The following is a 20,475-nucleotide window of genomic DNA, read 5'->3' as shown; positions in this document are numbered from 1 at the left end:
CCGCGGCCGCGGCCGCCCCCGTGGCGTCCGGGCTCCCGGGCGCACCCCCCTGCGCGTCGGCCACGTCAGACCTGGACCCGGTCGCGCACCGCCGCGACGACCCGGGCGACCGCCTCGTCGACGGGCACGCCGTTCTCCTGGTGCCCGTCCCGGAACCGGAAGGAGACCGCGCCGGCGTCCACGTCCTCGCCGCCGGCGATGAGGACGAACGGCACCTTCTCCTTGGCGGCGTTGCGGATCTTCTTGCCGAAGCGGTCGTCCGACCGGTCGACCTCGGCGCGGACGCCCTCGGCCCGCAGGCGTCCCACGACCTCGTCGAGGTAGCCCTCGAAGGGCTCGGCGACCGGGATCGCGAGCACCTGCACGGGCGCGAGCCAGGCCGGGAACGCCCCGGCGTAGTGCTCCGTGAGCACCGCGAAGAACCGCTCGATGGACCCGAAGAGGGCGCGGTGGATCATGACGGGGCGCTGGCGCGTGCCGCCCGGCGCGGTGTACTCCAGCCCGAACCGCTCGGGCAGGTTGAAGTCGAGCTGGATCGTCGACATCTGCCAGGTGCGGCCGATGGCGTCCTTGGCCTGCACGGAGATCTTCGGGCCGTAGAACGCGGCGCCGCCGGGGTCGGGCACGAGCTGCAGGCCCGAGCCCTCCGCGACCTGGCGCAGGGTCTGCGTGGCCTCCTCCCACGCCTCGTCCGAGCCGACGGACTTCTCCGGGTTCCGGGTGGACAGCTCGAGGTAGAAGTCCTCGAGGCCGTAGTCCTTGAGCAGGTCGAGGACGAAGGTCAGCAGGCTGGTGAGCTCGCCCGCCATCTGCTCGCGGGTGCAGTAGATGTGCGCGTCGTCCTGGGTGAAGCCGCGGGCGCGGGTCATGCCGTGCACGACCCCGGACTTCTCGTACCGGTACACCGTGCCGAACTCGAACAGCCGCAGCGGCAGCTCCCGGTAGGACCGGCCGCGCGCCGCGAAGACGAGGTTGTGCATGGGGCAGTTCATGGGCTTGAGGTAGTAGTTCTGCCCCTGCTTGCGGACGGCGCCGTCGGCGTCGCGCTCCTCGTCGAGCTGCATGGGCGGGTACATGCCGTCGGCGTACCAGTCCAGGTGCCCCGAGATCTGGAAGAGCTGCTCCTTCGTGATGTGCGGGGTGTTGACGAAGGAGTAGCCCGCGGCGACGTGCCGGCGGCGCGAGTACTCCTCCATCTCCATGCGGATGATCCCGCCCTTGGGGTGGAACACCGCCAGGCCCGACCCGATCTCGTCGGGGAAGGAGAACAGGTCGAGCTCGCTGCCCAGACGGCGGTGGTCGCGTCGCTCGGCCTCGGCGATCCGGTCGAGGTGCGCCTTGAGGTCCTCCTTCGTCGCCCACGCCGTGCCGTAGACGCGCTGGAGCTGGGGGTTCTTCTCGCTGCCCCGCCAGTAGGCGGCCGCCGACCGGGTCAGCTGGTACCCGTTGCCCAGGACGCGCGTCGACGGGACGTGCGGACCCCGGCACAGGTCCTGCCACACGACCTGCTCGCTCTCGCGGCCGGCGCCGCGCACGTTCTGGTACACGGTCAGGCCGCCCAGGCCGACCTCGACGGAGGCGCCGTCGGCCTCGCCCGCGTCGCCCTTGAGGCCGATGAGCTCGAGCTTGTAGGGCTCGTCCTTCTCGATCTCGCGGGCCTCCGCCTCGCTCACGTCGACGCGCCGGAAGGTCTGCCCCTCCTTGACGATCCGGGACATCACCTTCTCGAGCGCCCGGAGGTCCTCGGGCGTGAAGGGGGTCTCGACGTCGAAGTCGTAGTAGAAGCCGTCCGTGATCGGCGGGCCGATGCCCAGGCGGGCGGCCGGGTTCACCTCCTGCACCGCCTGCGCCAGCACGTGGGCCGCGGAGTGGCGCAGCACGGACAGCCCGTCCGGGGAGTCGATCGTCACGGCCTCCACGACGGCCCCGGCGGGCAGCTCGCGGTGCAGGTCGCGCAGCTCGCCGTCGACGCGGACGACGACGACGTCCCGGCGCCCGGGGTACAGGTCCGTGCCCGTCGTCCCCGGCTCCACCGTGGTCGCGACTCCGTCGACGGTGAGGGTGATGGGCTCGGGCACCGGTGCGGCCTCCTCTGACGCGGTCCGCCCGGGCGGCGGACCGGCCCCGATGCTACCGGCGGCCCCCGCGCCCACCGGGCAGCCCCGACGGGCGGCGACCGACCTGCGCCGGCCGGGGCTGGGGGCGTCCCGCCGCGGTCGGCCGCCGGCCCGCCCGGGGTGGGACGCGACGAGGGGCCGGTCGCGATGACCGGCCCCTCGTCCTGCGGTGGGCGATACTGGGTTCGAACCAGTGACCTCCTCGGTGTGAACGAGGCGCTCTACCACTGAGCCAATCGCCCGCGACCGCCGGCCGCGGGGACCGTGCGGTGCGTCGGTCGCAGACTCTAGCCGACGTCGGGCCCGAACCAGAACTCGGCTCCCGGACGGTGCGGCGGACCCGGGGCGTCACCCCGACCGAACGGGTGACCGCCTCAAGTCGGGCACGGGCGGGCCCGATGCACCGACCGGACGGCGATCGGTGCCGTCCCGCCCGGGCCGGGCCCTAGGTCCTACCGGGTGAATGGACGAGGAACACAGGTGCACGAGGGCCACGGACTGCCATGATGGGTCCTCCAGGCACCGCGCCAGACAGGAGGACCGCGATGGCGAACCCCACCTTCGACGTGGTCGAGGTCGTAGCCATGCAGCTCATCGGGTCCGACGCCAGCGTCGTGCCGGTGGCCACCGAGCTGTCCTTCCGGGCTGCCGATCCCTACACGGTGCGTGCCGTCTTCACGGGCGCCGCCTCCATGTCGACGTGGCTGCTCGGTCGCGAGCTGCTCGCCCAGGGCGTCCACGCCTCCGCCGAGGCCCCTGCCGGCAGCGGCGACGTGCAGGTCTGGCGGGACGAGGACCCCGAGTTCACCCTCGTCTCGCTCAGCGGGGTCGAGGGCAGCGCCCTCCTGGCCGCGCCGACCGAGCCCATCCTGCGGTTCCTCGAGTCCACCGAGCGCCTCGTGCCCCTGGGCCACGAGGGCGAGCGGATGGAGACCGAGATCTCGGCGCTCATCGCCGCCCTGCTGACGGCCTGACGGCCGCACCTCCCTTCGACGACGGGCCCTCCTGCGGGGGGCCCGTCGTCGTGCTGCCCGGGGGTGCCCCTCGTCGCCCGGGCTCCTCCCGGCGATCGCACGCCCCCGACCGCGCCCGTCCCCGCGCGTCCCCGAGACCCCGGCGTCGAGGACGACGACGACGCCCGCCCCGGCCGTGGCCGGGGCGGGCGTCGTCGGTGCGGCGGTCCGAGGACCGCGCCGCGTCAGGCCGTGGGGCGCGTCCCGACGAGGAGCACCAGGGCCGGCCGCTGGCCCGTCGTCGCCGACTCGCGGGAGGCGAGGGCGAGACCGTCCGTGGAGTCGGCGACGAGCGCGAGCGACACGGCGCCGGCACCGGTGACCCCGCTCAGGGGCGTCGTCACGCGACCCACGGCGAGGGCGCCGAGGTCCGCCACGGGGGCGGTGCCCGTCGTCGCCGGGCGGCCGACGTTCCAGGACAGGGTCCCCTCCGTCCAGCTCGTCCCCGTGCGCCAGACCTTCGGGCCGTCGGACGTCCCGTCGGTCACGGTGAGCCCGAGACGCGAGCTGAGCACCTGCTCCCCCGCGGCCAGCGACGGCACCGTGAAGCGCAGGTAGGAGGTGACCCGGGAGGTCCGCCCGCTGACCTGGTCGACGTCGGACAGGAGCGGGGTGACGCCGCCGGAGACGGTGTTCGGCGCGTACTGACGGGCCATCGTGTCGGCGCCCGCGGTGACGGTCACGGTGCGCGAGGTGCCGCGCAGGGTCGACGTCGCGGTGCCGGCCGTCCCCGTCCCGACGGTGTTCACGGCCTGCACGGTGAACCGGTAGGTCGCGCCGGGGACGAGCCCCGTGAAGGTCTGGGACCGGGCCGTCGCCGCGAGGGTCGAGGCCCACGCCCCGCCACCGGTGACGCTGCTGCCGTCCCGCGTGACGCGGTAGCCGGTGACGGCGGCGCCGCCGGCCTGGGCGGGCGGCGCCCAGGTGAGGGTGGCGGTGCCGCGGACGTGGTCGGTGGTCACGGCGACCGAGGCGGGCACCCCGGGCACCGTGACGGCGGCCCGCGCGGGCGTCACGGGCGCGGACGGCGCGGACGTCGTGCCGGGGCCGGAGGCCGTCTCCGCGCGGACGGTGAAGGTGTAGGCGGTGCCGTTGGTCAGGCCCGGCACCGCCACGGAGCGCGCCGCGGCGGCGGGGTGCACGACCGTGCCCCCGGGCTGGGCGGTGACCGTCCAGCCCGTGACGGCGCTCGCGTCGCCGGCGGTCCACCGCACGGTCGCCGTCGCGTCGCCCGCCACGGCCGTCACGCCCGTCGGCGCCGCGGCCGCGGTCGTCGCGGCGGGCGGCGGCGCCACGTGCAGGAGCCCGTCGTGCCCGGCCGAGCGGGAGTCGGTGACCACGCCGGGGGTGGCCGCGCCGAGCAGGGCGGCCGTCACCTGGGCCGGGGTCGCGGCCGGCGCACCCTGGAGGTGGAGCGCCGCGGCGCCGGCGACGTGCGGCGCCGCCATGGACGTGCCCGAGAGCATCGTCGTGGCGTCGTCGGCGTCCACGGAGCTCGACAGCACCCAGTCGCCCGGCGCGAAGAGGTCGAGGCAGGAGCCCGTGTTCGAGAACCAGGCCCGCGCGTCGCCCTCGGCCGTGGCGCCCACCGTGAGGGCGGAGACGGAGCGCGCCGGGCTGGCCGTGCAGGCGTCCGTGTCGTCGTTGCCCGCGGCGACCACCGTGGTGATCCCCGCGGCCACCGCGCGCGCCACGGCGGAGTCCACCGGTGCGTAGGCGCCGCCGCTGCCGCTGAAGTTGAGGACGGACGGCCCGCTCCGGTGCGCGATCGCCCAGTCGACGGCGGCGATGACGTCGGACCAGTCCCCGTTGCCCGTGCAGTCGAAGACCCGCAGCGCGACGACCTGCGCCCCCTTCGCGACGCCGTACCGGGTGCCCGCCACGGTGCCGGCGACGTGCGTGCCGTGACCGTCGCAGTCGCTCGCGTCGGCGTCGTCGTCCACGAAGTCCCACCCGCTGCGCACCCGGCCGACGAGGTCCTGGTGGGTCGCGCGGACGCCGGTGTCGACGACGAACACGGTGACGCCGGCGCCCGTGCGGCCGTAGCTGTAGGAGCCGTCGACCACGGCGCCGCGCTGGTCGATGCGGTCCAGGCCCCACGGCGGCTGCACCTGGGTCGTGGCCACGCCCACCCGCGCGTCGGGGGTCACGGCCAGCACGCGCGGGTCGCGGCGCAGCGCCTCCGCGCGGCCCGCCGTCAGCTCCGCGGAGAAGCCCTCCATCGCGCGGGAGTAGACGTGCTCGACCTCCGCCCCGCGCGCGGTCTCCTCCGCGGCGACGGAGGCCACGGCCGATGCCACCGCGGCGGCGCCGACGGCCGCCTCCCCGACGCCCTCGGCCGCCGCGCCGGCCTGCTCCGCGAGGCCGCGCTGCGCGGCCCCCGGCCGCAGCTGCACGACGTACCGCTGCCGGGCCTCGCCGGCGGGCGCGGCCGCCTGCGCGGTCACCGCCGTCCCCAGCAGACCCATGACCAGGCACCCCAGCACGCTCGCCGCGCGCACGCCCGCACCCCTGGTGCTCATCCCGTGCTCCGTTCCCCGCCCCCGAAGAAGAACCGCAGGCCGCGCCGCGCCGACGACCACCTCGTCGTCCGCCGTCCGGGGTCGCCCCTGCCCCTGCGCCGAGGACCTCGGTCCCGGGCTCGCGGCGTCAAGGTAGCCCTCCGGACGGCACCCGGAGAGGCCGTCTTGACCCCGGGGGGCGACTTTCACCCGGTCGCCGCAGCGGTGCTGGTCGCTCCGTCCGCTTCGCCCGTCCTGTCCCCCGTGCGGGTGAGCCCCGCAGCCGCCCTCAGGGGTCCAGGTCCTCGGCGGCCCGGCGCACGTAGAGGTCCCGGACGGCGGAGAAGGCGTCGCCCGGGTCGACCGGCCGCCCGTCGAGCCTCACCACCGGTGTCAGCCCGCGCACCGACCCGGACAGGGCGAGCGCCGCGCGCCCGGCCGACGCGTCCTCGAGCACCGTCTCGTACCGCAGCTCCCCCGGACCGGCCTCGCGGACCGGCAGCCCGGCCGCGGCGGCCCACTCGAGGACGAGCTCCCGCGTCACCCCGGCCAGGCACCCCGAACGCAGGTCCGGGGTCAGCAGCTCGCCGCCCCGGGCGACGAAGACGTTGGCCGCCGCCCCCTCGCACAGGTCGCCCACCGTGTTCGCCAGGAGCGCCTCGTCGGCCCCCTGCGACCGGGCGTGGGCCAGGGCGACGACCGCTTCCGCGTAGGAGGTGGTCTTCAGGCCGGCGACCGCGCTGCGCTCGTTGCGCACCCACGGCACACGGACCGCCCGCGCCACGTCGGAGGCCGTTCCCGCGGGTGCGGCCGCGACGAGGAGCACGGGCGCGAGCGCGTCCCCGGTCGCCCGCGCCGGGCCGAGCGGCGACGGCCCCCCGGTCACCGTGATCCGCAGGCGGCCCGCATCGGGCGCGGCCGCCAGGACCGCCGCCACACCGGTCCGCACCGCGTCCTCGTCGGGCGCCGGGAGCCCGAGCCCCGCCGCGGAGTGCTGCAGCCGGCGCAGGTGCCGGGTCAGCGCGAACACGCGCCCCCCGCGGACGGCGCACGTCTCGAAGACGCCGTCGCCCACCGTGACCGCGTGGTCCGTGGGGGCGAGGAGGGGGGCGCCGGGCTCGACGAGCCGGCCAGCGGACCACACGACGACGCTCACGCCGCCAGTCTGGCAGCGGGCGCCGACGCGCACGCGCCGGCCGGGAGGGGGCCGTCAGCGCACGCCCGACGCCAGCCCGACGAGCCGCGCGGCCTTCAGCTCCGTCTCCGCCCACTCGCCGTCGGGCTCGCTCCCCCACGTGATGCCCGCCCCGGTCCCGAAGCGCAGGGTCCCCCCGCCCGAGCGGTCCCACCAGAAGGTGCGGATGGCGACGGCCAGCTCCGCGCGCACGCCGCCGTCGGGGTCCACCTCCACCCAGCCGACCGTGCCGCAGTAGGGGCCGCGGGGCACCGGCTCGAGCCCCGCGAGGAGCTCGAGCGCCGCGCCCTTGGGGGCGCCCGAGACGGAGCCGGGCGGGTACGTCGCCTCCAGGAGGCGCCGCCACAGGTCCGGCGCGCGCAGGACGGCGGGCTCGAGGTCCCCGGCGACCGTCGAGACGAGGTGCACCAGGCCGGGGTGCGCCTCCACGCGCAGCAGGTCCTCGACCCACACCGAGCCCGGCCGCGACACCCGCTGGAGGTCGTTGCGCACGAGGTCGGTGATCATGACGTTCTCCGCCCGGTCCTTCGCCGTCAGCCCCCTCCCCGTCGGGGCCGTGCCCTTGATGGGCGACGAGAGGACGCGCCCGTCGCCGACGCGCAGGAACAGCTCCGGCGAGGCGCTGACCACCCAGGCCGCCCGGTGCCGCCCGCCACCGGGCACGTGGACGCCGCCCGCGAAGGGGGCGGGGTTGCCGGCCGCCAGCACGGCGGCGAGCGCGGCGGCGTCGGGCTCCTCGCCGGACCCGCCGGCGGCGTCGCCCCCGCGACGGCCGAGGGGCAACGGGGCCGCCAGCACGCGGCAGAGGTTCGCCTGGTAGACGCGCCCCTCGCGGACGGCGGACCGGACGGCGCGGACCCCGTCGCGGTAGCCGGCCGCGTCGAGCGACGAGACCCAGGACCCGGGCGACGGGCCGCGCCACCCCCCCACGGGCCGCACGGGCCCGGGGGCGACCTCCGCGAACCGCCACGCGTGGACGTCGCCCTCGAACGTCCCGACGAGCGCCCACAGCCCGGGCGTGCGCAGGCGCTCGGGAGCGGCGAGCACGTCCACGTCCTCGACGACGCCGCGCGCCACCCGGCCGCCGAACCACGCCGTCCCCGGCGCCGCAGCAGCGCCCGCGTGCTCGACCATGCCCGCACGCTAGGCGACCGCGGGGGCCCGGCCCGTCGTCGGGCGCCCGCGCGGACCGGCGGGGCGTCCCCCGCCCCCGCCCCGGGGGCGCGGTCGACCGTCCGGGGAGCCGGTTTGGATCTGGCGTCCGGAGCCGTATAGAGTCTTCCACGCACACGGCGCGCCGGTGAAGACCGGCGGGACGTGCAGTGCGGACGTGGCTCAGTGGTAGAGCATCACCTTGCCAAGGTGAGGGTCGCGGGTTCGAATCCCGTCGTCCGCTCGGAGGCTCTCCCCATCGACCCCCGGGTCGCTGTGGACTGTTGTCTCAGGGTGGAGTGGCCGAGAGGCGAGGCACCGGCCTGCAAAGCCGTTTACACGGGTTCGAATCCCGTCTCCACCTCGCAGAGCACCACCACCGGGCGATTGGCGCAGCGGTAGCGCGCTTCCCTGACACGGAAGAGGTCACTGGTTCGATCCCAGTATCGCCCACCCACGCAGCAGCACGACAGAGGCCTGGCTCGGACCCCGAGCCAGGCCTCTGTCGTCGGAGCCCTCCGGCCGTCCACGCCGACCGGCTCTGGACGTCTGGATCAGCGCTGCCGCGAAGGGGTCTCCGGACCTGCTCGTTCTCCCGGTCCCGTGCCTCCCTCGGTCCCCACGCCCCTCGGCAGGCAGTGGCGAGCGCGGGTGCCCGGGCCGCCCGGTCGCCGTCGTGGGGATGAGCTCCCCCGCTGCCCTTCCGCCGTGCGTGGCGCTCCGAATGTTCGTCCTGCCGCCACCGACAGGCTCTCGCCGGTGGGTCCGTGGCAGCCGGCGCGGCAGAGGAGGCGCCGCGGCGCTCACCAGTCGTGGACGGTGCCGTCCGCCAGCCGGTTGTACGGCAGGTAGGCGGTCTCGTACGGGAACTTCCCGGCCTCGTCGACGTCGAGCTCGACGCCGAGCCCTGGCCGGTCGCCGGGGTGCAGGTGACCGTCGACGAAGGTCATGCCCTGGTCGAACACGCGGTTGGTGCGCTCGCCGTGCTGCATGTACTCCTGGATGCCGAAGTTGTGGATGGCCAGGCCCAGGTGCAGCTGCGCCGCGAACCCGACGGGCGAGATGTCCGTGGGCCCGTGGAACCCGGACCTGATCTGGTACTGGGCGGCGTAGTCCATGACCTTGCGGAGCGGGCTGATACCGCCGAAGTGGGTGGAGGCGGCTCGCACGTAGTCGATGAGCTGCTCGCGGATGAGGCCCTGGAAGTCCCAGACGGTGTTGAAGACCTCGCCGATGGCCAGGGGCGTGGTCGTGTGCTGCCGGACGACGCGCAGCGCCTCCTGGTTCTCCGCGGGCGTGCAGTCCTCGAGCCAGAACAGGTCGTACGGCTCCAGGGCCTTGCCGAGCCGCGCCGCCTGGACGGGCGTCATGCGGTGGTGGCCGTCGTGCAGGAGCGGCAGGTCGGGCCCGAACTCGTGGCGGACCGCCTCGAAGACCCCGGGCAGGTGGCGGAGGTAGGAGCGGGTGTCCCAGTCCTCCTCGGCCGGCAGCGCGCCGCGCTGGGCGGGCTCGTGGTCGTACCGCTCCGCGCCGGCCTCGGCGGGACGGGACTGGGACGCGATGCCGTAGATCTTCGTGAGCCCGGGCACGCCGGTCTGCACCCGGATGGAGCGGTATCCCAGCTCCTGGTGGTGGCGGATGGAGTCGAACAGCTCGGGCAGGTCCGCTCCGGAGGCGTGCCCGTAGGCCATGAGGCCCTTCCTGCTGGCGCCGCCGAGCAGCTGGTAGACCGGCATGCCGGCCGCCTTGCCCTTGATGTCCCACAGCGCCATGTCCACGGACGCGATGGCCGCCATCGTCACGGGGCCGCGGCGCCAGTAGGCGCTGCGGTAGAGGAACTGCCAGGTGTCCTCGATGCGCGCGGCGTCGGTCCCGATGAGCAGCGGGACGACGTGCTCGCGCAGGTAGGCGACGACGGAGAGCTCGCGGCCGTTCAGGGTCGCGTCCCCGAGCCCCACGAGCCCGTCGTCGGTCACGAGACGCAGGGTGACGAAGTTCCGGTTCGGGCTGGTGACGACGACGTCGGCGGTGACGATCTTCATGGTGTCTCTCCGGTGCTGGGGGTGGGAACGGTCGGTGTGCGGGAGGTCGGGCGTGCCGTCAGGAGGTGGCGGGGACCGCGAGCCGTGCGTCGACGGCGGCGGCGAGCCGGTCGACGAACGCGTGGTCGGCGGCCAGGTCGGGGGCCAGGGCTGCCACCACGAGCGCGGCGACGTCGGCCGGGGCGGCGGTCCGCAGCCGCTCCGCGAGCTCGAGGGCCCGGGGGTCGGCGTGGGCGACGTCGCAGCGACGCAGGTGCGCGGCCCAGTCGGCCAGCACCTCGACGCCGGCGCCTCCGACGGGGAGCCCGGCAGCGCGTCGGGCACGGACCACGTCCAGGACCCGGACGGGGAGCTTCTGGGACCCGTCGCGGGCGATCTGCTCGAGCCGGTGCTCGATCCGGGGGTTGGCGAACCGGTGCCGCAGCGCGGTGGTGGCCGCCTCCACCTCCGCCTCCGGCAGGCCGAGGACGGCGGCGGCCTCGGACCACAGCGCCTCGAGCCGGCCACCGATGGCGGTGTCGGCGACGGCGTCCGCGACGGTCCGGTGCCCGTGCGGCAGCCCGGCGTAGGCCAGCAGGGAGTGGCCGGCGTTGAGCAGCCAGAGCTTGCGGCGCTCGTACGGCGCGACGTCCGGGACGAACCGGGCGCCGGCCTGCTCCCAGGCGGGGCGGCCCGCGGGGAACTCGCCGGCCAGGACCCACTCGCGGAAGGGCTCGGTCACGACCGGGGCGGCGTCGTCGGTCCCGGTGGCGGCGCGCACCGCGGTGCGGTCGGCCTCGACCGTCGCCGGCGTGATGCGGTCGACGACGGTGCTGACGAAGGACACGTGCGCGTCGATCCACCGGGCGTGCGCCTCGTCGACGAGGGCCGCCATGCCGCGCACGACGGCTCGCAGGACCACGCCGTTGGCGGGCAGGTTGTCGCACGGCACCAGGGCGATCGGACCGGCCGCGGCCGCGCGGCGGGCACGGAGCCCGTCGACGAGCCGGCCGGGAGCGGTGCGGCAGGCCGGTCCTCCCCCGGCGGAGGCGTCGGGGCTGCGCAGGAGCGCGAGGTCTGCTCGGACCTCGGGGTCGACGGTGTCCAGCACCGCGTCGGCTCCCGTGCCCGTCGCCCGGTAGCCGGTCTCCGTCACCGTGAGGGTGACGACGCCGACCTCCGCACGGCTCAGGCGGTCGCGCCAGCGGTCGGCGTCCGCGCCGTCCCGGGCCTCGACGAGGGCGTCGACGACGCCGATCGCGTCCCCCTCGGCGCCGCGGACGACGAGGTGGTAGCGGCCGTCCTGGGCGGCGAGCGTCCGGGCGACCCCGCCGGACCTGCCCGTGAAGCCCGCGACCCCCCAGCGCTCGGGGGCGTCGACGAGCTGGTTGGCGGCGTCGGTGAAGACCACGGCGTGCGCCCGGGCGAACGCGCCCAGCCCGAGGTGCACGTGGCGGACGGGCGGCGGCGGCGCGGTGCGCCCCCAGCCGGTGGTGGCATCCATGGTCCGGTCCTCCTCGTCGTCGGCCGCCCTCGGTGGCGGCAGGACGACCGAACCGCAGGACCGGACCCGGTGGCCACCGGTTGCCACGGCTTGCACCGACGCGACCCTCCGCGGCCGCCCGCGCCGGCGTCAGCGGCGACGGAGGCCGGCCGTGACCCGCGCCGGCGCGGTCGACCCGCGCACGACCAGCTGCGCGGGCAGCAGGGCAGGCCGCACGCCGGCGGGGGTCCGCGTGCCCAGCCCCTCGAGCAGGGTGCGCACGGCGTGCTGGCCGAGCGCCGACAGCGGCGCGGCGACGGTGGTGAGGGCGGGCGTGCAGAAGTCCGCGCCGAAGATGTTGTCGAAGCCGACGACGCTGACGTCCCGCGGCACGCCGACCCCGGCGGCCGCGAGCCCGCGCAGGAGCCCGATCGCGACGAGGTCGTTGTACGCGACCACCGCCGTCGCGCGGGTCCCCAGCACCGCGGTGGTCGCCCCCTCGCCGCCGGCCAGCGTCGGCGCCAGCGGATCCGTGCGGTGGACCCTCACCCCGAGGTCCGGGGCGGCCTCCAGGAGCGTGCGCCAGCGCATCCCGTCGGCCCAGGACGCCTCCGGCCCGGCGGCGTAGACCACGCTGCGGTGGCCGAGGGCCGCGAGGTGCTCGAGCGCGGCGCGCGCACCGCGGGCGTTGTCGGTGACGACGGACGGCACGCCCGCGACGACCCGGTTGACCACCACCGTCGGCCGCTCGCGCGCGACCACACGGATGGCCGCGTCGGACAGCCGCGAGGTGCCCAGCACCACCCCCTCCACCAGAGGCAGGGCCCGGTCCAGCGCGAGGCGCTCCGCGGCCACGGACTCGTGCACGTCGGCGACCAGCAGCGTGCGGTCCGCCTCCGTCGCCGCGCCCTCGGCGCCGCGGATGATCTGGAAGAAGAAGGGGTTCGTCACGTCCGAGACGACGAGCGCCAGCATCGACGTCCGCCCGGTGGGGAGCGCCCGCGCCAGGGGGTTGGCGCGGTACCCCAGCTCGGCCGCGGCGGCGTGGATGCGGGCGGCGGTGTCGACGTTGACGCGGCCGGGGCGGGAGAACGCGCGCGAGACGGTCGACGCCGCGACGCCGGCGGCCTCCGCCACGTCGTAGATCGTCGGGCTCCGCCGCTCGTCGCGCCCTCGCGCCCGTGCCACCTCCGGACCGTACGAGCCCACGGCAAGTCGTGGCAACCGCTTGTCCCCCCACGGGCCGCGGGTGGCCAATGGACCCAGTGCCGGAGGCGACGACGCCCGGCCGACCCGACAGGAGCACACGATGCTGCGTCCTCAGGACACCGCCACCCGCGACAGCAAGCGCCTCGACGGCGTGTGGGACTTCCGCCTCGACGCCGCCGGCGACGGCCGCCGCGAGGGCTGGGCCGCCGGTCCGCTGCCGGGGGCCCGGCCCATGCCCGTCCCGGCGAGCTACAACGACGTCCTCGTCGGCTCGGTCGGTCGCGACCACGTCGGGGACGCCTGGTACACCACCACCGTCCGCGTGCCGCGCGGCTGGGCCGGGCGCCGCGTGGTGCTGCGCTTCGACGCCGCCACCCACGCGGCCGTCGCGTACGTGGACGGCGCTGAGGTGGCCCGTCACACGGGCGGGTACACGCCCTTCGAGGCGGACGTGACCGACCGGGTCCGCCCCGGGCAGGAGCTGCGGGTCAGCGTCGTGGTGAACAACGAGCTCACCTTCCAGACCATCCCTCCGGGCGTGGTGCACGACGGTCCCGCGGGCCGCCGGCAGCAGTACTTCCACGACTTCTTCAACTACGCCGGGCTGCACCGCAGCGTGTGGCTGACCAGCACGGCCGCCACGCACCTCGAGGACGTCACCGTCGTGACGACGCTCGACGGCACCGACGGCGTGGTGGCCTACACCACCGTCACCGCGGGCGACGAGGAGCACGGGGTCCACGTCACGCTGCGGGACGCCGACGGCCGGGCGGTCGCCACCGCCACCGGGGCCGCCGGGACCCTCGTCGTGCCCGAGGTGCACCGCTGGGGCGTCGGCGACGGCTACCTCTACGACGCCCACGTCGAGCTCGTCGCCCCGGACGGCGAGGTCGTCGACGACTACCACCAGAGCGTCGGGGTCCGCACCGTCGAGGTGCGCGGCACGCAGCTGCTGCTCAACGGCGCACCCGTGCACCTGACCGGCTTCGGCAAGCACGAGGACTCGCCGGTGCGCGGCAAGGGCCACGACGACGCCTACCTCGTGCACGACTTCGCGCTGCTGGACTGGATCGGCGCGAACTCCTTCCGCACCTCTCACTACCCCTACGCGGACGAGGTCTACGACATGGCCGACCGGGAGGGCGTCCTCGTCATCGACGAGGTGGCCGCCGTCGGGCAGAACATGAAGCTCGCCGGCGGGATCTTCGGCGGCCAGGGCTACACCACGTTCTCCCCCGAGACCGTGAACGAGGAGAGCCGCGAGGCGCACGCGCAGGCCATCCGCGAGCTGTTCGCCCGGGACAAGAACCACCCCAGCGTCATCCTGTGGTCCATCGCGAACGAGCCCGAGTCGGACACCGAGGAGGCGCGCGCCTACTTCGAGCCCCTCTTCGCGCTGGCCCGCGAGCTCGACACCACCCGACCGGTCGGGTTCGTCAACGTCATGCTCGCGCCGCACGGCACCTGCCGGGTCTCCGAGCTGGCCGACGTCGTCATGCTCAACCGGTACTACGGCTGGTACACCCACACCGGCGACCTCGTCGGCGCCGAGGCCGCGTGGCTCGCGGAGCTGACGGCGTGGGCCACGGACGGCAAGCCGATCATCATCACCGAGTACGGCGCCGACACCGTCACCGGCCTGCACTCGCTGACCCCCCAGCCGTGGTCCGAGGAGTACCAGGTCGCCTACCTCGAGATGAACCACCGGGTCTTCGACGCCGTCGACGCGGTGGTGGGCGAGCAGGTCTGGAACTTCGCCGACTTCGCCACGTCGTCCACGAGCGTGTTCCGGGTGGACGGCAACAAGAAGGGCGTCTTCACCCGCGACCGCCGGCCCAAGGCCGCCGCGCACGCCCTGCGCCGGCGGTGGAACCCGAAGGCCGACCGCACCCCCTGACCGGACCCCTCGGACGGACCGTCCGACCCACCGCCCGACCGCGCGCCCTCGCGCGCACGGGGCCGGGGCCCGCCCGGGGCCGGCCCCGGCCCGACCACACCCGCCCACGCGCCGCGCCGTCGCGGCCCTCCCGAGGAGCACCCATGAGCAGCACCGCCGCTGCACCGGCCTCGACCGGCAGCACCACCACGAGCAGCACCGCAGGCGCCGCCCCCGCCGGCACCCCGGCGACGACGGCCGGCCGGCTGCGGCTGTCGTCGTACCTCGGCTACGGCGCCGGCGACGCCGCCAACAACCTGGCCTTCTCGATGAGCTCCATGTTCCTGCTGCTCTACTACACCGACGTGGTGGGCATCTCCGCCGCGGCGGCGGGCACGCTGTTCCTCGTCGTGCGGGTGTGGGACGCCTTCGCCGACATCTTCGCCGGCCGCCAGGTGGACCGCGCCATGACGCGGTGGGGCAAGTTCCGCCCCTTCATCCTCTTCGGGTCGTTGCCGCTGCTGCTGCTGTCCATGGCGACCTTCACGGTGCCGGGCGGCCTGTCCGGCACCGGCAAGCTCATCTACGCGTACGTCACCTACGCGGCGCTGGGTCTGGCCTACAGCCTGGTCAACATCCCCTACGGCTCGCTGGCCTCGGCCATGACCCAGGTGCCGGCCGAACGCACGCGACTGGCGAGCTTCCGCCTCATGGGCACCGCCGCGACGATCATCCTGCTCGCGTTCGTCGTCGCCCCGCAGATCCGCGACGCCGAGGACCTGCAGCAGTCGCTCACCCTGACCACCGGCCTGTTCGTCGTCGTCGGGTTCGGCCTCTACCTGCTCGTGTTCCGCACGGCGCGGGAGGACGTGGTCCGCGACGTCGCGCACGTCACTCTGCGCCAGAGCCTGGCCACCCTGCGCGGCAACCGCCCGCTCCTGCTGCTGTGCCTGAGCGCGCTGTCCTTCCTGACGGGCATGTTCACGCTGCAGACGCTGCAGGCGTACTACGCCCGCGACGTCCTGGGCGACGCGAACCTCTTCATCGTCCTCACCCTGGTCAGCACCGGCCTCATGTTCGTCGTCGCCCCCCTCATGCCGCGCCTCGTGCGCGCCGTCGGCAAGAAGCGCGGATACGTGCTGGGCGGGGGCCTCGGTGCGGTCGCCGGCCTCGGGATCGCCTTCACCCCGCCCACCCTGCCGGTCGTGGCCATCGGGTTCTTCGCGCTCTACGGCATCGCCGTCGCCGCGGTGAACACCCTCATGTTCGCCCTCGAGGCGGACACGGTCGAGTACGGCGAGTGGCGCACGGGCGTGCGCACCGAGGGCACCACCTACGCGGCGTTCTCCTTCACCCGCAAGGTCGGCCAGGCCGTCGGCGGTGCCGCCGCGGCCTACGGGCTGGGGCTCGTCGGCTACGTGGCGGGAGCACCGAGCCAGGCCGCCGGCACCATGGACGGGATCCGCCTCGTCGCCGGCCTCGTCCCCGCCGTCTTCATCGGGATCGGCGTGCTGATCATGCTCGCCTACCCGCTGACGGAGCAGCGCTTCACCGCGATGGTCGCGGAGGTCGCCGAGCGCCGCGCCGCCCGCACCGCCGCGACGACGGACGCCACCGCCGCACGCGAGGGGGCGTGACCATGACCGCGGCCGGGACCGCGGCCGGGACCGCGAACGGGACGGCGGTCGGAGAGGTCACCGGCCCCGCACCTCATCCCGATCGGCTGCTGCCGGCCGACCCCGGCGTCCGTCGTCTGGCCCGCGCGCTGCACGCCGAGGTGGCCGACCTGCCGATCGTGTCCCCGCACGGGCACGTGGACGCCGGGCTGCTCCTGCAGGACGCGCCCTTCCGGGACCCGGCAGCCCTGCTCCTCACGCCCGACCACTACGTCACGCGGCTGCTGCACGCCTCGGGCGTGCCGCTGCAGGAGCTGGGCGTGGGGCAGGGGCCGCTCGACGAGACCGCGGCCCGAGCCGCGTGGCGGCTGCTGTGCCGGCACTGGGCCGTGTTCGCGGGGACCCCGGTGCGCTACTGGCTCGAGCAGAGCCTGCACGACGCCTTCGGACTGACCACCCGCCCGTCGTCGGAGAGCGCCGACTCGCTCTACGACGCCGTCGCGGACGGGCTCACCACGCCGGGGCTGCGCCCCCGGGCACTCCTCGAGCGGTTCGGCATCCGGGTCCTGGCCACCACCGACGACCCGGCCGACGACCTCGCGGCGCACGCCGCTCTCCGGGACGACCCGACCGTCCGCACCCGTGTGGTGCCGACCTTCCGGCCGGACCGCTACCTCGAACCGGGCCGGCCGTCGTGGCGTGCGGACACGGACCGGCTGGGCGATGCCGCCGGGGTCGACGCCGGCACGTGGGACGGCTGGGTCGAGGCGATGCAGCTGCGGCGCGCGCACTTCCGCCGCCACGGCGCCGTGTCGGCGGACCACAGCCACGAGGACGTCGGCACGCAGCCCCTCTCCCCGGCCGATGCCGCACGCCTCTACGCCGCAGCCCGGGCGCGGACGGTCACCGTCCCGGAGGCGACGGCCCTGCGCCGGCACATGCTGCTGGAGATGGCCCGGATGTCCACGGAGGACGGGCTCACGATGACGCTCCACCCGGGTGTGCGGCGGGGCCACCACGGCCCGACGAGCGCCCGGTTCGGCCCCGACACCGGTCACGACATCCCGCTGCCGGGTGCCTTCACCGACGCCCTGCGACCGCTGCTGGAGCGCTACGGCACCCACCCGTCCCTGCGACTGGTGCTCTTCACGCTCGACGAGAGCGTGCTCTCGCGCGAGCTCGCCCCGCTGGCCGGCTTCTACCCGTCGGTCTACGTCGGGGCGCCGTGGTGGTTCCTCGACGCCCCCGCCTCCATCCGGCGGTGGCGCGAGACGGTCACCGAGATCGCCGGGCTGCGCCGGACGAGCGGTTTCATCGACGACACGCGAGCCCTGCTGTCCGTCCCCGCCCGGCACGACATGGCGCGCCGCCTGGACGCCGGGTTCCTGGCAGGGCTCGTGGCGGAGCACCGCCTCGACGAGGACGAGGCCGCCGAGGCCCTCGTCGACCTCGTCGTCGGGCGGCCGGCGGAGGTCTTCGGGCTCTAGCGGGCTGGGGGGGACCGCGTCCTTCGGGTCGGAGCGGTCCACAGGACGACACGGGCGCCGACGGTCGCCCGACGTCGGACGCGACCCTCGGGTGCAGAGCCCGACGGTCGCAGCTGCGCTCCGGCCGGCCGTGCTGTCGAGCAGGTACGCCCGCGCTGACTCGTGGGTCAGCGGTTGATCATGCGCTGCTTGGATTCGGGGTAGCGGTCGGGCTGAGCCGGGAGCCCGTCGGAGGCCGCAGTCAGGTCGGCCCTGTCCTGCGCGGTGAGCTCGACGTCGACGGCGGCGACGTTCTCGGCCAGTCGGTGCTGCTTCGTGGTACCCGGGATCGGCATGTTCCAGGGGTGGCAGCCGAGCCGGGAAGAACAGCCACGGCTACGGCGCCGCCGGCGGTGCCGTGCTGGAGTGCGGGGTGCTGTGGCCGGGAGAAGTCGCGGAAGGCGCTGCACGCGCTGGCCGGGGCATCTCCACCAGCCGACGCTGCGTCCGCCGGGTCGCCCTGCGGTTGCGCCAGGACCACGCGTCGTCAGCCCAGACGTCCGGACCCTCCTCCGGGGTCCGGTAGTGCCGCGACAGCACGACGAAGGCCTGGCTCGGACCCCGAGCCAGGCCTTCGTCGTCCTCGCCCGCCGACGGTGCACACCGACCGGCTCCGGGAGCGCCCGTGCCCGGTGGACCGCGGCGACCCCGCGGCAGCGCGGTCAGGTCACCGGGACGAGGTGCGCGAGCGGGATCGGGCGGCCGGCCTTGGCCGCGTAGTCCCCGAAGCCCGGGGAGCGCGCCACGACGACCTGCGACCAGGCGCGGTCGCGCTCGTCGGGCGGCAGGACGCGGACGGTCACGTCCTGGTGCTCCGAGCGGACCTCGACGTGGGCACGGGGGGCGGCCCGCAGGTTGCGGAACCACTGGGGCTCGTCGGCCGACCCGCCGCCGGAGCCGACGACGAGGTACCCGCCCTCGTGCTCGAACCAGCTCACGGGCGTCGTGCGGGGCACGCCCGTGGAGCGGCCCGCGACCGTGAGGAGCAGCACGGGCGTGCCGCCCTTCGCCGTGCCGCCCACGCGCCCGCCGGACCAGCGGTAGAGCCGCACCGCCAGTGCCATCGCGCCCCGCACCAGCGCACGTCCTCGTCGAGCCACGTCCCGGCCTCCCGTCGCGGCGCCCGTCGCCGGTGACCCTGCGAGCGTGTCCCCGCAGGACCGGCCCGTCAAGGCTCCGGCCGTGGCGCCCGGCGCGAGAGACCGGGGGCCCCGGTCCGCCGCCGCGGTGGGTCGGGCGGCGGCCCCGCGGTGCGCCGGACCTTGTGCCCCGGCACCGGCCGGTGCCACGCTCGGAGGTCCCAGCGCCGACGCCTCCTCGTGCTGCCCGCGCTGGGGTCGAGGAGGCGGAGCCGTGCCCGATGCCCCGCCTCCGGTCGACGTGGCCCACGACCGGCACCTGCTGCGCTTCCGGGTCGTCGTCGTGCTCGTCCTCTCCGCGCTCGCGGTCGCGGCGGTCGCGGTCGACCTGCACCGCACGCTGGGCGGCGCCCTGGTCCTCGTCGTGCTGGCCGCGCTCGTCGTCTCCACCGCCGTCGGGGCGTGGACCGTCCGACGCGGTCAGGAGCGGGCCCCGACGCGGCGGTGGTGGGTGTGCGAGCTGCCGTTCGTCGACCACGGGTGGCGGCGGGTCGGGGCCGGACCCGACAGCGCACCCCACTGGCGCTGCGCCCGGTGCGGCACCCGCCGCTGGACCCGCCCGCGCTCGGCGGGCGAGTCCGTCACCGCCGCCGAGGCGGAGACCCTGTGGATCCGGCGCGACCACGAGCCCTGATCCACCGCCCGCCTCGACCGCAGCCCGGCACCGTCCCGGCCACGCACCGTGACGGCGCGCACGGACCGGTCCCCACCGCGCACGGGCTCGCCGCGCCGTCCGGGCCCGACACTGCCACGCTGGGGTCGGACCCGGGTCGGCGGCGACTCCCCCAGCTCCTGCCGGCCCGGGGTACCCAGCCCCGTCGAGGACGACCGGCCGACGCCGCCCGGCGGCGGGTCCTGGCAGGACGAGCGGCAGGGCGACGCCCGGGCCGCCGCGACCAGCGGTCCGCGAGGCCGTCCGGCGACGAGCTCGGCACGGGCACCGGTCCGGCGCCGACGGAGCCGGCGGCCGTGGGAGGCGACGACCACGGCGGCGGGCGCCACGTCGAGGGCGTCCACCAGCTCCTCGGCCAGGCCGACGGAGAGGTGGTTCGTCGGCTCGTCCAGGAGCAGCACGTGCGGGGACCGCGCCACGACGAGGGCGAGCACGAGACGTCGGCGTCGGCCCACCGACAGCTCGCGCAGGGGCCGGTCCAGGTCGGCCGGACCCACGAGCCCGAGGCGCGCGAGCGGCGGCGCGTCCGGCCGGTCCGCCGTCACCGCCGTGGAGAGCCCCCGCGGCGCGCGGGGGTCCGCGGAGAGCCGCACGTCCTGCTCCAGCAGCGCCACCTCGACACGCCGTGCACCGTCGACGCGGCCCCTCGCCCGCGCCAGGTCGCCGGCGAGCAGGTGCAGCAGGTGCAGCAGGTTCAGCAGCGTCGACGTGCCCGAGCCGCTCGCGCCCGTGACCAGCAGGGCAACGTCGGCGGTGAGGTCCAGCGCCGCCACCTCCAGACGCCCGGGCACGAGCGCGCCACGGACGGACAGGACCACGGGCGTCGGCGCCCGGCGCGGGGAGGGCAGCGCGAAGCGCAGGGGCTCGGGCGGTCGGCGCACCAGGCCTCTGCCGTCCACCGCGCCGCCTCCGTCCCCCTCACCCGGCGCACACCGGGCGTCCCGAGTTCACCCC

General features: G+C 75.8%; 14 protein-coding genes and 4 tRNA genes. 7 read left to right on the top strand and 11 right to left on the bottom strand.

All coding sequences use genetic code 11. The features are described 5' to 3' along the window. Positions 1 to 65: 65 nt before the first annotated feature. Positions 66 to 2,078, bottom strand: coding sequence for a threonine--tRNA ligase (thrS, locus tag EJA20_RS07670; RefSeq protein WP_164983882.1), 2,013 nt, complete (start codon positions 2,076 to 2,078; stop codon positions 66 to 68). A 209-nt stretch (positions 2,079 to 2,287) separates the two neighbouring features. Next, positions 2,288 to 2,359, bottom strand: a tRNA-Val gene (locus EJA20_RS07665). Positions 2,360 to 2,662: 303 nt separating this feature from the next. Between EJA20_RS07665 and EJA20_RS07660 the strand changes: the two genes are divergently transcribed. Further along, positions 2,663 to 3,091, top strand: a complete 429-nt coding sequence (locus tag EJA20_RS07660) for an SsgA family sporulation/cell division regulator (protein ID WP_129337564.1) — start codon at positions 2,663 to 2,665, stop codon at positions 3,089 to 3,091. A gap of 224 nt (positions 3,092 to 3,315) precedes the next feature. Here EJA20_RS07660 and EJA20_RS07655 read toward each other — a convergent pair whose 3' ends face one another. The 3 genes from EJA20_RS07655 to EJA20_RS07645 form a co-directional block, all read right to left on the bottom strand. Next, complete coding sequence (locus EJA20_RS07655) at positions 3,316 to 5,652, bottom strand: S8 family serine peptidase (RefSeq protein ID WP_129337563.1); 2,337 nt, start codon at positions 5,650 to 5,652, stop codon at positions 3,316 to 3,318. Positions 5,653 to 5,920: 268 nt separating this feature from the next. Further along, on the bottom strand, positions 5,921 to 6,787 hold the full coding sequence (locus EJA20_RS07650; RefSeq protein WP_129337562.1) for an aminotransferase class IV: 867 nt from the start codon (positions 6,785 to 6,787) through the stop codon (positions 5,921 to 5,923). 54 nt (positions 6,788 to 6,841) lie between these two features. Next, a complete protein-coding gene (locus EJA20_RS07645; RefSeq protein ID WP_129337561.1) occupies positions 6,842 to 7,960 on the bottom strand; it encodes a chorismate-binding protein in 1,119 nt (372 codons plus the stop codon). A gap of 190 nt (positions 7,961 to 8,150) precedes the next feature. Here EJA20_RS07645 and EJA20_RS07640 point away from each other — a divergent pair. The 3 genes from EJA20_RS07640 to EJA20_RS07630 all read left to right on the top strand — a co-directional run bounded on the left by EJA20_RS07640 (position 8,151) and on the right by EJA20_RS07630 (position 8,431). Next, positions 8,151 to 8,222 (top strand) — tRNA-Gly (locus tag EJA20_RS07640). 49 nt (positions 8,223 to 8,271) lie between these two features. Continuing rightward, positions 8,272 to 8,342, top strand: a tRNA-Cys gene (locus EJA20_RS07635). Positions 8,343 to 8,359: 17 nt separating this feature from the next. Further along, positions 8,360 to 8,431, top strand: a tRNA-Val gene (locus tag EJA20_RS07630). A 350-nt stretch (positions 8,432 to 8,781) separates the two neighbouring features. On the opposite strand, the gene manD is transcribed toward EJA20_RS07630, so the two are convergent. From manD to EJA20_RS07615, 3 genes are all read right to left on the bottom strand, one after another. Continuing rightward, positions 8,782 to 10,020 (bottom strand): D-mannonate dehydratase ManD, encoded by a 1,239-nt coding sequence (gene manD / locus EJA20_RS07625; RefSeq protein WP_129337560.1) that lies wholly within the window; start codon positions 10,018 to 10,020, stop codon positions 8,782 to 8,784. 58 nt (positions 10,021 to 10,078) lie between these two features. Further along, positions 10,079 to 11,503, bottom strand: a complete 1,425-nt coding sequence (locus EJA20_RS07620) for a mannitol dehydrogenase family protein (RefSeq protein ID WP_129337559.1) — start codon at positions 11,501 to 11,503, stop codon at positions 10,079 to 10,081. 129 nt (positions 11,504 to 11,632) lie between these two features. After that, positions 11,633 to 12,670, bottom strand: a complete 1,038-nt coding sequence (locus EJA20_RS07615; RefSeq protein ID WP_129337558.1) for a LacI family DNA-binding transcriptional regulator — start codon at positions 12,668 to 12,670, stop codon at positions 11,633 to 11,635. A 121-nt stretch (positions 12,671 to 12,791) separates the two neighbouring features. On the opposite strand from EJA20_RS07615, the gene uidA reads away from it, so the two are divergent. The 3 genes from uidA (at position 12,792) to uxaC (ending at position 17,670) form a co-directional block, all read left to right on the top strand. Then, positions 12,792 to 14,588 (top strand): beta-glucuronidase, encoded by a 1,797-nt coding sequence (gene uidA / locus EJA20_RS07610; protein ID WP_129337557.1) that lies wholly within the window; start codon positions 12,792 to 12,794, stop codon positions 14,586 to 14,588. Positions 14,589 to 14,731: 143 nt separating this feature from the next. Continuing rightward, a complete protein-coding gene (gene uidB, locus EJA20_RS07605; protein WP_129337556.1) occupies positions 14,732 to 16,204 on the top strand; it encodes a glucuronide transporter in 1,473 nt (490 codons plus the stop codon). Between the two features lie 2 nt (positions 16,205 to 16,206). Then, the gene (gene uxaC, locus EJA20_RS07600; protein WP_129337583.1) at positions 16,207 to 17,670 is read left to right on the top strand and encodes a glucuronate isomerase; all 1,464 of its coding nucleotides are present in this window, start codon (positions 16,207 to 16,209) and stop codon (positions 17,668 to 17,670) included. A 167-nt stretch (positions 17,671 to 17,837) separates the two neighbouring features. On the opposite strand, the gene EJA20_RS18635 is transcribed toward uxaC, so the two are convergent. From EJA20_RS18635 to EJA20_RS07590, 3 genes are all read right to left on the bottom strand, one after another. Continuing rightward, on the bottom strand, positions 17,838 to 18,005 hold the full coding sequence (locus EJA20_RS18635) for a hypothetical protein (protein WP_164983881.1): 168 nt from the start codon (positions 18,003 to 18,005) through the stop codon (positions 17,838 to 17,840). A 366-nt stretch (positions 18,006 to 18,371) separates the two neighbouring features. Then, positions 18,372 to 18,785, bottom strand: a complete 414-nt coding sequence (locus EJA20_RS07595; protein ID WP_129337555.1) for a nitroreductase/quinone reductase family protein — start codon at positions 18,783 to 18,785, stop codon at positions 18,372 to 18,374. 483 nt (positions 18,786 to 19,268) lie between these two features. Next, positions 19,269 to 20,402, bottom strand: a complete 1,134-nt coding sequence (locus EJA20_RS07590; protein ID WP_240675180.1) for an ATP-binding cassette domain-containing protein — start codon at positions 20,400 to 20,402, stop codon at positions 19,269 to 19,271. Positions 20,403 to 20,475 lie beyond the last annotated feature (73 nt).

The organism is Cellulomonas endophytica (genome assembly GCF_004123805.1).
Lineage (GTDB): Bacteria > Actinomycetota > Actinomycetes > Actinomycetales > Cellulomonadaceae > Cellulomonas > Cellulomonas endophytica.
This window is presented reverse-complemented; position numbering and strand designations above follow the sequence as displayed.